This is a genomic window from Campylobacter concisus (assembly GCF_002913225.1).
GTDB classification, from domain to species: domain Bacteria; phylum Campylobacterota; class Campylobacteria; order Campylobacterales; family Campylobacteraceae; genus Campylobacter_A; species Campylobacter_A concisus_J.
Genome location: NZ_PPAW01000065.1, coordinates 1 through 11,935, shown reverse-complemented (window position 1 = coordinate 11,935; position 11,935 = coordinate 1). Strand labels below are relative to the sequence as shown.

Genomic DNA, 11,935 nt, shown 5'->3' with positions numbered 1-11,935 from the left:
CCTCAGTTGCTCAAATAGATCACCTAACAAAAGAGAATGTTGTAATTGCAAACCAAGCAAATGAAGTAACATCAGAAGTAGATGAGATGGCTAAAGCTATAGTTGAAGATGTTAGGAAGAATAAATTCTAAACCAAACCATTACAATTAAATACAAAGCATAGCTCTCTAAAGCATTAGAGGGCTATGCGAATTTAGACTAGATGATTAAATTTAACACATAAAAAACTTCAAGCAAATTTTAAGATCGACACTCAAGAATTATCTATTAAATTTTAAAATTTTATGAATGAGCATATCACGCTTCTAAATTCAGTGGCAAGTGGCAACGAGGCCTGAATTTGGTAAGTTGCTAAGGCGAGTGAGTAAAGTTTTAAAATTTGCCAAAAAAACATATCTAAATTTGATTTATCCAAAAGGGAGACAAGGGGACTTGAATTACGGTTTGCTTGCAGTTACGAGCTTGTGAAGTAAAGCGTCCCCTTATCCCCTTTTAAATCCCCTAAACCCCTCGCACGTTTAAGGTGTATGCAAAATAGTACTTCGCACTGCATGCGTTTAAAAGCTCTGGTAAATTTGATATGTTTGCTCATAAATTTTTAAAATTTAATGGAAGCTTTTGAAGGTCAAATTTAAATTTCTAGCCCAAAATGAGCTAGAAATTTGTTTATTCTAAGGCTTGAGCCAGATCAGCTATCAGATCCTCGGCGTTTTCAAGACCTATGCTAACTCTTATCAGCTCTTTTGTGATGCCAGCTTTGATGAGCTCTTCGCTGCTTAGCTGCTGGTGAGTTGTCGAGGCCGGGTGTGTGATGAGCGACTTTGTATCGCCGATATTTACCACGATCTTAAAGAGTTTTACGCGCTCTAGCATCTTTTTTGCGCGATCAAAGCTATCAGTTTCAAAGCAAAATAGTCCATTTGCCATGCCATCTTTAAAGTATTTTTGCGCCTTTGCGTGATCTACGTTGTCGGCAAGCCCAGGATAAGCCACACTTTTTATATGTTTGTGAGAGTTTAGAAATTTTGCCACTTTTAGGGCGTTTTGCGAGTGTCTCTCAACTCTAACAGCAAGCGTTTCAAGCCCTTGTATGAGCTGCCAAGAGTTAAATGGAGAGATCACAGCGCCGATGTCGCGCACGATAGCAAGTCTCATTCTTAGCGTGTAGATATCAAAACGATCCGTCATATCAGCATATACGATGTCGTGATAACTCGCGTCTGGCACGTTAAAGTGTTCATATCTCTTGTTGCCTTTTAGCTTCTCGTTTAGGTGATTTGCACTTACGACGACACCTGCTAGGCTAAGACCCTGACCGCTCATATATTTGCTAGCGCTATGCACACAAACATCGACGCCGTGGCGAAGTGGCTGAAAGATGATAGGCGTTGGCACGGTGTTATCGGTGATGCTTATGATGCCATATTTATTTGCGATCTCTACGATTTTCTCGATATTTGGGATAGAAATTTGCGGGTTTGAGAGCGTTTCAAAAAATATAGCCCTAGTTTTATCATCTATCAAACTCTCCAGATCATTAGCAGTGTCGCTGTCAAAGACTCTGGCCTCTATGCCAAATCTTTTTAGTGTGTGCGTAAAAAGCACCGTCGTGCCACCATAAATTTTCTTAGCGATGATGATATTATCGCCTGCTTGGGCTAAATTTATGATGCTGTAAAACAAAGCTGATTGACCGCTTGCAGTCGCTATCGCAGCGGCTCCGCCCTCAAGTGCGGCGACCCTTTTTTCAAAGATATCTGTCGTTGGATTGCCAAGTCTTGTGTAGATGTGGCCACCATCTTTTAGATCGAACCTAGCAGCGGCTGTTTCGGCACTTCCAAAGTCGTAAGCCGTGCTTTGAAAAATAGGCACAGCCATCGTGCCAAAGCCCTCTTGAGTGTCGTAGCCTACGTGGATCGCAGCGGTTTCTTGCTTCATTTTTGCTCCTTATTTAAGTAATTTTGGCGTAAATTATACATTAGCAAAGCCAAAATTTAGGGGATAAAATCAAATTTTGATATAATTTGCCAAAAAAAGGAAAAATTTGAACCAAGTCACGGACAAATTTAAACGTGTAAAATATCTTCGCGCGCTAGAAAAATTTGCAAAATCAGCGATAAATGGGCTAAAAAGAGATGACTTTGACGAGACTGAATTTCGCCAAAGAGTTGAGAAAAACGCGAAAGTCATCGAAAAAATAGAGGCTGTTTATCTTGATCAACCATACTCAAAGGCGCTAGAAAATTTTATAAATTTGCTTATCAAAAATGCCCCAAAAGATGAGCTTTTAAAGGCGGCAAACCTCCTTGATAAGCTCAAAAATCAAAAGACATATAAAAAAGAAAAGCATAAAAATAAATTTAAGGATGAGGATTGAAAGTAGTTATTTTTGATATGGATGGCACAGTGATCGATAGCGGCGAGGCGATATATAAAACGGTAAATGAAGTGAGAGATGAGCTAAATTTGCCGCCACTTGAAAAAGAATTTATCATAAAAGCGATCAACGAGCCAGGTAGAAATTTGGCCCTTGAGTTTTACGGCATCGACACGCCAAGCAAGAGCTTAAAAGAGGGCTTTGAAGAGAAATTTAAGAAATTTTATGATGAGTGCGCGACTACCTATGATGGCGTAAAAGAGCTTTTGCAAAAGTGCAAAGAGGCTAAATTTAAGGTCGTTTTGGCAAGCAATGCACCGCATGATACGCTAGAGAAAATTTTAAAGAAAAATGAAATTTATGAGCTATTTGACGAGGTCATCGGCGCTAGCAAGGAGATACCGCAAAAGCCTGATCCTGCGATGCTTCACCTAGCTGTTAGTAGAACTAAAGCTAGCAAGGCGATCTTTGTAGGAGATAGCCTAAAAGACGAGCTGGCGACTAAAAATGCAAATATGCCTTATGTGCAAGTTTGCTGGGGATTTGGCGAGGAGAGTAAAACAGCGACTTATAATGCTAAAAATGTCAGCGAGGCTTGGGAGATAATATTAAATTTTTAACTTAGTTTTAATTGGCTATAATCTTAAGAAATTTTCAAAGAAACAGCGATGATAGATATATTTGAGGGCAGTGCGAGGGATAAATTTTATGACATTTTGTTTAACGCAAATGCCGTTTTGGTTAAAAACGAGATAGATAAAATTTTTGAGAAATTTGTGGCTATGAGCGAGCTTTGCGAGAAGCATGGCGTTAGTGAAGATGAGATCAGAAATTTTATTGTTTCAGAGCAAGACAAAATTTATAACGGAGTAAATGACCTATATATCGAGATTAGCGGAGAAATTTTAAGCCAAAATGAGTAGAATTTTTGCGCTCATAGCCTTGCTGGCCGCTCTTGTCTTTGCAAAAGAGCCAAATTTTGACCCAAATTCGGTCCATACGTTTGAGCTTAAAAAAGATGAGTGGGCGAGGGTTTTTATAACCGAGAAAAAAACTCAAAAAGTTGAAACATTTGACTTTCGTTGGACGCTATTTGATAGCACAAATATCACTGTGCAAAGTTTTTTTAGACGCTATCCAAGGCAGATGGTCTTTTCACTAAGACATGGGCAAGATACCTATATGCAGCGAGTTTTGCCTGATTTTATGATGCCACCAAATGAGAGCGTGAGCCTTTATATAACATTTGTTGATTTTAGGGACAAAAAGGCGCATTTTAGGGTGGCACTACTAGATGAGAGCAAGCGTGTGGATGTGGGTTTTAGAGATCCGCACGAGGATAAATAGAAGGATAAAAATGGATAAAATCGATGAAATAATGAGCAAATTTCTAAACGAGCTTGGCTATAAAGAGGCGTTTGAGATGTTTTTAAAGATAAGCTCAGGCAAAAAGCTTCGCTCAAAACTTCTTTTAAAGATCGCAGGAGAGAGTGAAATTTCTCTTAAGCTTTGCGCTATCATCGAGCTTATCCACCTTGCAAGCTTGCTACACGACGACGTCATAGACGAGGCAAATATAAGACGCGGCAAGCCAAGTATAAACGCGCTTTTTGGCAGTAAAAACTCAGTCATGCTAGGTGACATCCTCTACTCAAAGGCTTATTTTGAGCTTACAAAATTTGATCCAAGCATCGCGGCCGTCGTTTCAGATTCGGTCAGCAAACTAAGCGTCGGCGAGATGATGGATGTGAAAATGGCTGAAAATTTTAACGAAAACGAGCAAGAATATCTAAAGATGATTTATTATAAAACAGCTGTTTTGATAGAAGCTACGGCTATTTGCGGGGCAAAGCTAGCTGGTAAAGATAGCGAGAGATTTGGACTTTATGGCAAAAATTTAGGTCTTGCATTTCAGATAGTTGATGATATATTAGACATAACTCAAGATGAAAAAACGCTTGGCAAACCAGCGCTTAACGACTTTGTCGAGGGCAAAACAACGCTTCCTTACATATATCTTTATAAGAGCCTAGATGAGGCTGGCAAAACAAAGCTTAGATCGCTTTGGGCAAAGAAGTTAAATGCGGACGAAATTTTGTGGCTAAAAGAAAATTTTGATAAAACTAGCTCGGTTAATAAAGCCATAAACGAGGCAAAAAGACTTGGAAATGAAGCGATAGAAGCGATAAAAGAGTATAAAAACGCTGAGCTTGAAGGGATCATAAAAAGCATGATAGATAGGGAATTTTGATGCACTATTTAGACATAAGTTTTACATATAAAAATACTGATATTTCGGTCAGAGAAAAGCTTGCATTTGATAGTGACGAGAAAAAAGAGCAAATTTTAAAGCTGATAAACTCAAACAAAAACATAAAAGAGAGCATGGTGCTAAACACCTGCAACCGCGTCGAGATCATAGCAAGTGTAGAGGATGTAAAGGCTGCCACTGCTCATATCATCAGGTGTATGTCGATATTTTCAGGCGTTTTTGAAGATGAGCTTTATGAGAGAGCTGACATCTACGAGAACAGCGGTGCCGCCCACCACCTATTTGCTGTGGCAAGCTCTCTTGATAGCCTAGTCGTTGGCGAAACGCAGATAGTTGGCCAGCTAAAAAATGCCTTTAAATTTGCTTATGACAACAACTCATGTGGCGAAGATATCAGTAAGATCATTCACTACGCATGTAAGTGCGCTGCCAAGGTTAGAAACGAAACTCAAATTTCTAAAAACCCAATCTCAGTTTCAAGCGTCGCCGTAGCAAAAGCAAAAGAAATTTTTGGCACGCTTGAGGGCAAAACAGCTATCGTCGTGGGCGCTGGTGAGATGGGCGAGCTAGCAGCAAAGCACCTCATATCAAGCGGCGCAGAAGTGATCATTATAAACAGAAGCTCCGAGCGCGTTGAACAGTTAGTTGATAGCTTAGGAGATAGCGCGAGCTGGGATAGTATATTAAAACTAAAAGAATACGTAAATAGCTACGATCTCATCTTCTCAAGTACTGCAGCCCCACACGCCATCATCACAGGCGAGATCATCGAGCCAAGAGAATTTCACAGATACTTTTTTGATATCGCCGTGCCAAGGGACATCGATCTTTTAAACACGGAGCTTATCAGCGTCTATACGGTCGATAGCTTAGAGGAGATCGTGCGTAAAAATTTAGCCCTCAGAGAGGAGCAGGCGCAAAAGGCCTACTCAATCGTCGGTCAAGACACGAGCGAGTTTTTAAAGACTTTAAAAGAAGATATGAGCGTGCCTCTTATAAAATCAATCCGCAAGCAGGCTGAAATTTGCGCGAAAAATGAGCTAGAAAAGGCGATGAAAAAGGGCTATTTAAAACATAGCGATTATGACGAGGCGCAAAAGCTCATTCATCAAGTCTTTAAAGCCTTTTTGCACCAGCCAACGATGAAGCTAAAAGGGCTTGCAGACGAGGAGAGAGCGAGCGAGCTTTCAAACGGAGTTAAATTTTTATTTGACATAAAAGATGAACAAAATTTTCAAGCAGGAGATATAGATGAAATTTAGTAAATTTTACGCCCCAACGACCAAGGAAGCGCCAAAAGACGCATCTTTGCCAAGCCATCAGTTTTTGATAAGAGGCGGCTTTGTCGAGCAGATCGGCTCTGGGCTTTACAACTATCTGCCGCTTGGAAAGATCATGCACGATAAAATTTCACGCGTTGTAAAAGAGGAGATGGACGAGGCTGGCGCGCAGGAGGTGAGCTTTAGCGTGGTCACTTCAGGTGAGCTTTGGAAGCAAAGTGGCCGCTACAACGTCTTTGGCAAGGAACTTTTGCGCTTTAAAGATAGAAAAGAAAATGACTTTGTGCTAAGCCCTACAAACGAAGAGGCAGCCGTTGCTTTGGTGCGTGGCAAGGTGACTAGCTACAAGCAGCTGCCGCTAAATCTATACCAGATAAACACTAAATTTCGTGATGAGGCAAGACCACGCTTTGGCTTGCTAAGAGGGCGCGAATTTACGATGAAAGATGGTTATAGCTTTCACTCTAGCAAAGAGGATCTAAAACGTGAGTTTGACCTTATGGAGGCAACTTATAGTAAGATTTTTACCCGCTTGGGGCTAAATTTTAGAGCCGTAGAGGCTGATAGCGGAGCCATAGGAGGAAGTGGCAGTAAAGAATTTATGGTGCTTGCAAGTAACGGAGAGGACGACATACTTTGCTGTGAGTCTTGCAAATACGCTGCAAACGTCGAGGCGGCAAGACGCAAACCAAGAGTTAGTGAGGCTGAGGCACCAGAGGCGGACGCAGCTAAATTTCTAACGCCAAATGCAAAAACTATAAAAGATGTGGCGGAATTTTTCAAAGTTAGCGAGTTTTACTGCATAAAAGCTGTTATGAAAAAGGCGATCTATGAGGATAAAGAGGAGGTCGTGGTCTTTTTTATAAGGGGCGATGACGAGCTTCAAGAGACAAAGGCGCAAAACGCTTGCAAGGCGCTAGAGCTAGTAGATGCTAGCGAGGCTGACGTGGCTAAAGCTGGGCTTGTGGCTGGATTTTGCGGGCCAGTTGGGCTAAAGGATGTTAAATTTTTTATAGATAACGAGCTAAGGGGCGCAAATAACATGATATGCGGTGCTAACGAGAAGGACTATCACTTTGTTGGCGTTAGTGTTAGCGGATTTAACGAGGAGAGATTTAAAGACCTTGTAAAGGTAAAAGAGGGCGATAAATGCCCAGTTTGCGGCGGAAATTTAAAACTTAGCAAAGGCATAGAAGTCGGTCATATCTTTCAGCTAGGCGATAAATATTCAGCTGCGATGAATGCAACATATCTTGATGAAAACGGCAAGGCAAAGCCATTTTTGATGGGCTGCTACGGCATCGGAATAAGCAGGCTGATCGCTGTGATGATAGAGGCTAGCCATGACGAGAAAGGCTGCATCTGGAAAAAAGAGTGCGCGCCGTTTGATGTGGAGATCATCATCTCAAATTTAAAAGATGAAGCGGGCGTGAAATTTGCATTTGAGCTTTATGAGAGCCTTAAAAAAGCTGGCGTTAGTGTCATAATCGACGATAGAAACGAGAGATTTGGCGTTAAGATGAATGATTTTGAGCTTATCGGCTTTCCTTATGCGCTGCTTGTGGGTAAAGAATTTGCAAATGGCAAGGTCGAGTTTATCACAAGAGATGGGCTAAGCAAAGAGACCATAGGCGCAAACGACGCCTTTAGAAAGATAAAAGAAAGCTTATGAGATTTTTTGCATTTTTGTTTTTTTTGATAGAAGCGGTCTTTATCTATCTTTTTGTGGATAAATTTGGCTTTTTGAACTACTTTTTTGAGGTGCTGGTCTCTGGATTTGTGGGCATCGCACTTCTTTTTAATGCTGGATTTTCTAGCTTAAATTCGCCTCAAGCGGCATTTAAAAGCTTTCTTGGCGGAAATTTATTTAGCCAGTTAGGACTTAGCTTTGGCGGAGCTCTGCTCTTTTTGCCAGGAATTTTGACAGACATTTTTGGTATCGCCGTGGTCTTTTTTTCTTTGGTGTTTAAGAAAAATGCAGCGAAAAATGAGAGCTATCAGGAGTTTAAATTTCAAAATTTTAGCCAGCACGCCCCAAGAGAAAATGAGGGCGAGATCATCGACGTTGAGGTCATCGAAGAGCCAAAAAGAGTAAATTAGGAGAGATGATGAAAGAGATAAAAATAGCAACTAGAAAGAGTATCTTAGCGCTTTGGCAAAGCGAGCATATCAAGGCTAGGATCGAGGCGCAGCACAAGGGCATGAAGGTCGTGCTTGAGGGCATGAAGACAAAGGGCGACGTGATCCTTGACACGCCACTTGCAAAGATCGGCGGCAAAGGGCTTTTTACAAAAGAGCTTGAAGATAGCATGCTAAAAGGCGAGACTGACATCGCCGTGCATAGCCTAAAAGACGTGCCAGTAGTCTTTCCAGAAGGGCTTAAACTAGCTGCTATTTGCTCACGCGAGGACACAAGAGATGCGATGATAAGTGAGAAATTTGCTAAATTTAGCGACCTACCGCACGGCGCAAAGGTTGGCACAACGAGCCTACGCCGTAAGATGCAGCTACTTATCATGAGGCCTGATCTTGAGATCATCTCGCTTCGTGGAAACGTGCAAACACGCCTACGCAAGCTAAAAGAGGGCGAATTTGACGCGATCATTTTGGCGATGGCTGGCATAAACCGCCTAAATATCAAGGCTGAAGTGGCGCACATCTACACATTTGGCTTTGACGAGATGATACCTGCGATGGGTCAGGGCGCTCTTGGCGTCGAGGCTAGGGACGAGAAGCAAATTTTAGAGCAGATTGACTTTCTAAATGACGAAAATGCGGTCATCGAAACGACCATAGAGCGTGACTTCGTAAGCGTTTTGGAGGGCGGCTGCCAAGTGCCAATAGGCATAAGCGCAAGGCTAAAAAATGATGAAATTTCTATCGATGCGATCGTTGGCCTGCCTGATGGAAGCGAGTATATAAAAGATAGCTTAAAGACTAGCAAAGATAAATTTCAAAGCATCGGCAAGGAGCTAGCGCATAAATTTATAGAAAAAGGGGCTAGAGAGCTGCTAAAACGCGCCGAGGAGATGGCGTAGAGCGTGTTTGAGCTAAAATTTAAAGCAAAAGCCCTAAGTGCTACCAAAAATAGCAAAGACAACTACTATATGATCGGTCTTGCAGACGACAAATATAACTACAAAAACTACATAATCTTTCAAAGACCGATCAAACTAAAAAAGTGCGATGACGAAAACGCCGATATAAACGGCATATATGCAGAGTGTAATGGCGACATTTGCTACAACGCTTGCAAACGAGTGAAGATCACTGATAAGAACATCATTTTTGAGGTGCAAGATAGTCTTATTTGCGTAGATACCGAGGGCGTTAAGCTTAATGAGCGCTTTATGAAATATAGCAAAGAGATATTTGGCGAGTTGCTAGAGTAGCCGTAAATTTAATCATTCGCCTGCTTTTATGCCACTTTTTAACCGTTGCGAAAGAGCGTAAATTTATTATCTTTGCGATATAAATAGAAAATAAACCAAACGCCACACAAACTGCCTTTGCGTGCAATAACAAAATATTAGCATCGCCTTTTTTATCAAATTTTAGCTATCATCTTTAAAAATTTAAGGGAAAAATATGTACTACATCAAGCTTTTAAAAGATAACGGCCTACTTAGGGTGATTGAGGAGCCAGTGGATATCGACCTGGAGATCGCGCACGCTAGCTACATCGAGGTCAAGCGTGAAGACTCACAAGCGCTACTTTTTACAAACCCAGTCTGCAAAAAAACTGGGCGTAAATTTGCCCCAGTGCTTACAAATATCTACGGCTCAAAAAAGGCTCTTGAGCTGATATTTGGCGTGGGGCCTGATGAGATCGCAGCCGAGATAGAAAAACTTTTAAAGCCCAAAAAACCTGAAAATTTCAAAGAGAAGCTTGATTTTTTAGCCTATCTTTTTAGTATGAGAAAGATATTTACAAAAAGACTAAAAGGTGAGGGCGAGTGCCAGCAGGTCAAATTTATAGGCGAGCAGGCCGATCTTTTGAGCCTTCCTGCGCTAAAGACTTGGCCACATGACGGAGGTGCTTTTATCACAATGGGGCAGGTTTATACGCGAAGTCTTGATGGCGCGCTGCAAAATTTAGGAATGTATAGACTACAAATTTATGGTAAAAATCGCCTTGGCATGCACTGGCAGATCCACAAAGATGGCGCAAATTTCTTTTACGAGTATAAGCGCGCAGGTCGTAAGATGCCAGTTTCGGTGGCGATCGGCGGAGATCCGCTTTATATCTGGTGCAGCCAAGCGCCACTGCCAAAGGGCGTATTTGAGCTGCTTCTTTACGGCTTCATCCGCAAAGAGCCAGCCAAGCTTGTAAAGTCGCTCACTAATGAAATTTACGTCCCGCACGACGCCGACTACGTGATAGAGGGCTTTGTCAATACGACTAAGAGCGAGCTTGAGGGGCCATTTGGCGATCACACCGGCTTTTACACGCCAGTTGAGCCATTTCCAGTGATGGAGGTCACGGCGATAACGAGCAAGCAAGACCCAGTATTTCACGCGACCGTGGTTGGCAAGCCGCCGCTTGAGGATAAGTACATGGGCTGGGCGACGGAGCGCATTTTCTTGCCACTTTTGCGAACGACCGTGCCAGAGTTACTAGACTACAATATGCCTGAAAATGGCGTCTTTCACAACCTTATCTTAGCCAAGATCAACGCCCTTTATCCAGCGCACGCAAAGCAGGCTATGCACGCATTTTGGGGCGTTGGGCAGATGAGCTTTGTAAAGCATGCTATCTTTGTGGGCACCGAGGCGCCAGAGCTAGCGGAATACGACAAATTTGCGGACTTTGTGCTTGATCGCTTTGGTAGCGAGAGTGTGCTGATAAGCCAAGGTGTGTGCGACCAGCTCGATCATGCCAGCCCAAACTCGTGCTTTGGTGGCAAGCTAGGCATCGACGCGACGCAGGACTTTTGTAAATTTAGCCCTGTGGTTTTAAGCGACGATGAACTTTTGGCTAAATTTCAAAGCGTTTCGCCAAATGTTAAGGAGCTTAGGCAGTTTAAAAAGCAAAGTAAAACGCCTATTTGTGTAGTGAAATTTGAAAAAGATCGCCCCGTAAAAGAGCTATTTTCTAAGCTTTTAGTCTTTAAAGAATTTTTCAAGCTTCTCGTTGTTGTCGATATGCAAAACTACCTAGAAAACCCATATATGCTGCTTTGGCGTGTGACAAATAACATAGATGCCTTGCGTGATATCTACATTGATGGCGAGCATTTTTGCGTGGATGCGACGAGCAAGGACGAGCTAGAGGGCTATACGCGTGGCTGGCCTATGCAAACTGACTGTGAGCGCGAAGTGGTGGCTACTCTTGTGAAGCGTGGCGTAGTGAAAGATGAGCCAGAGTTATTTTATAAATTTGAGATATTTGGGTAGGATTGTAGCCTAGTGGATTTGGCACGCTCGTGCGTAAAAGCGGCAAGAAAATGCGCTCAGTTGCCCAACCATACACTTATATTCAGGTGACTACTTACTGGTCGCAGTCGTGTGAAATGCTGGCCCCTGTTTGCTAGCCGTCTAAATGGTTTGATCGGCGCATAAAAGCCGGTGTGATCGCTCAAGCTCGCTTATGGTCGTATTGATAGCCTTTGATTCCTAGGCTTTAAATTTGATTCAGCAGTTTTGGCTTGATAAATTTGCTTTTAAATTTAAAATGGATCAGCTTCTACACTTAAAAATGGCTTAGTTTAAGGCTATTTTTATATCACAGCATAAAATTTCTAGTTAAATTTATCTGTTTTTCTCGGTTTTCTGTTGGCTTGGTTGGCTTGGTTGGCTTGGTTGGCTTGGTTGGCTTGGTTGTCCTTCTTGACCTGGTGACCATGCCGGTCTTTCTGCCCTTGGTGGCCGCGGGCACCCCAGTCGCCACGCGTCACTTTGCAGACCATTTCGTCCCTGTCGGCGACGCCGTCCTAGCTTCTCTGCCATTTTCACTTCTTCTCCTTCGACCTCTGCTCACTGCCTCTCCTTGTTCTATCGCATCCT

At 42.4% G+C, this 11,935-nt stretch carries 12 protein-coding genes; 11 read left to right on the top strand and 1 reads right to left on the bottom strand.

What is annotated here, in order from left to right:
* Positions 1-666 precede the first annotated feature (666 nt).
* Complete coding sequence (locus CYP26_RS09695; protein WP_103631236.1) at positions 667-1,938, bottom strand: O-acetylhomoserine aminocarboxypropyltransferase/cysteine synthase family protein; 1,272 nt, start codon at positions 1,936-1,938, stop codon at positions 667-669.
* Between the two features lie 106 nt (positions 1,939-2,044).
* Between CYP26_RS09695 and CYP26_RS09690 the strand changes: the two genes are divergently transcribed.
* The 11 genes from CYP26_RS09690 (at position 2,045) to CYP26_RS09640 (ending at position 11,326) form a co-directional block, all read left to right on the top strand.
* Positions 2,045-2,377, top strand: coding sequence for a hypothetical protein (locus CYP26_RS09690; protein ID WP_103573352.1), 333 nt, complete (start codon positions 2,045-2,047; stop codon positions 2,375-2,377).
* On the top strand, positions 2,374-2,997 hold the full coding sequence (locus tag CYP26_RS09685; protein ID WP_103631235.1) for an HAD family hydrolase: 624 nt from the start codon (positions 2,374-2,376) through the stop codon (positions 2,995-2,997). The genes CYP26_RS09690 and CYP26_RS09685 overlap by 4 nt, the downstream gene beginning before the upstream one ends.
* 48 nt (positions 2,998-3,045) lie before the next feature.
* The gene (locus tag CYP26_RS09680; protein WP_103631234.1) at positions 3,046-3,300 is read left to right on the top strand and encodes a DUF2018 family protein; all 255 of its coding nucleotides are present in this window, start codon (positions 3,046-3,048) and stop codon (positions 3,298-3,300) included.
* Positions 3,293-3,724, top strand: a complete 432-nt coding sequence (locus CYP26_RS09675; protein WP_103631233.1) for a hypothetical protein — start codon at positions 3,293-3,295, stop codon at positions 3,722-3,724. The genes CYP26_RS09680 and CYP26_RS09675 overlap by 8 nt, the downstream gene beginning before the upstream one ends.
* A 10-nt stretch (positions 3,725-3,734) precedes the next feature.
* On the top strand, positions 3,735-4,628 hold the full coding sequence (locus CYP26_RS09670; protein ID WP_103631232.1) for a polyprenyl synthetase family protein: 894 nt from the start codon (positions 3,735-3,737) through the stop codon (positions 4,626-4,628).
* Positions 4,628-5,911 (top strand): glutamyl-tRNA reductase, encoded by a 1,284-nt coding sequence (hemA, locus tag CYP26_RS09665; protein ID WP_103631231.1) that lies wholly within the window; start codon positions 4,628-4,630, stop codon positions 5,909-5,911. The genes CYP26_RS09670 and hemA overlap by 1 nt, the downstream gene beginning before the upstream one ends.
* The gene (locus CYP26_RS09660; RefSeq protein ID WP_103631230.1) at positions 5,901-7,601 is read left to right on the top strand and encodes a proline--tRNA ligase; all 1,701 of its coding nucleotides are present in this window, start codon (positions 5,901-5,903) and stop codon (positions 7,599-7,601) included. The genes hemA and CYP26_RS09660 overlap by 11 nt, the downstream gene beginning before the upstream one ends.
* Positions 7,598-8,029 (top strand): FxsA family protein, encoded by a 432-nt coding sequence (locus tag CYP26_RS09655; RefSeq protein ID WP_103631229.1) that lies wholly within the window; start codon positions 7,598-7,600, stop codon positions 8,027-8,029. Before CYP26_RS09660 ends, CYP26_RS09655 begins: the two co-directional genes overlap by 4 nt.
* A gap of 8 nt (positions 8,030-8,037) precedes the next feature.
* Positions 8,038-8,967, top strand: coding sequence for a hydroxymethylbilane synthase (gene hemC / locus CYP26_RS09650; RefSeq protein ID WP_103631228.1), 930 nt, complete (start codon positions 8,038-8,040; stop codon positions 8,965-8,967).
* 3 nt (positions 8,968-8,970) lie between these two features.
* Positions 8,971-9,321, top strand: coding sequence for an Imm10 family immunity protein (locus tag CYP26_RS09645; RefSeq protein WP_103631227.1), 351 nt, complete (start codon positions 8,971-8,973; stop codon positions 9,319-9,321).
* 196 nt (positions 9,322-9,517) lie between these two features.
* Entirely contained in the window at positions 9,518-11,326 is a 1,809-nt protein-coding gene (locus tag CYP26_RS09640) for a menaquinone biosynthesis decarboxylase (protein ID WP_103631226.1), read from the top strand.
* The last annotated feature ends 609 nt before the right edge of the window (positions 11,327-11,935 follow it).

Bases quoted from the DNA above. Each gene is read 5' to 3' on its own strand.
- CYP26_RS09695 (WP_103631236.1), bottom strand. From the start codon at position 1,938: ATGAAGCAAGAAACCGCTGCGATCCACGTAGGCTACGACACTCAAGAG.
- CYP26_RS09680 (WP_103631234.1), top strand. From the start codon at position 3,046: ATGATAGATATATTTGAGGGCAGTGCGAGGGATAAATTTTATGACATT.
- CYP26_RS09675 (WP_103631233.1), top strand. From the start codon at position 3,293: ATGAGTAGAATTTTTGCGCTCATAGCCTTGCTGGCCGCTCTTGTCTTT.
- CYP26_RS09670 (WP_103631232.1), top strand. From the start codon at position 3,735: ATGGATAAAATCGATGAAATAATGAGCAAATTTCTAAACGAGCTTGGC.
- hemA (WP_103631231.1), top strand. From the start codon at position 4,628: ATGCACTATTTAGACATAAGTTTTACATATAAAAATACTGATATTTCG.
- CYP26_RS09660 (WP_103631230.1), top strand. From the start codon at position 5,901: ATGAAATTTAGTAAATTTTACGCCCCAACGACCAAGGAAGCGCCAAAA.
- CYP26_RS09655 (WP_103631229.1), top strand. From the start codon at position 7,598: ATGAGATTTTTTGCATTTTTGTTTTTTTTGATAGAAGCGGTCTTTATC.
- hemC (WP_103631228.1), top strand. From the start codon at position 8,038: ATGAAAGAGATAAAAATAGCAACTAGAAAGAGTATCTTAGCGCTTTGG.
- CYP26_RS09640 (WP_103631226.1), top strand. From the start codon at position 9,518: ATGTACTACATCAAGCTTTTAAAAGATAACGGCCTACTTAGGGTGATT.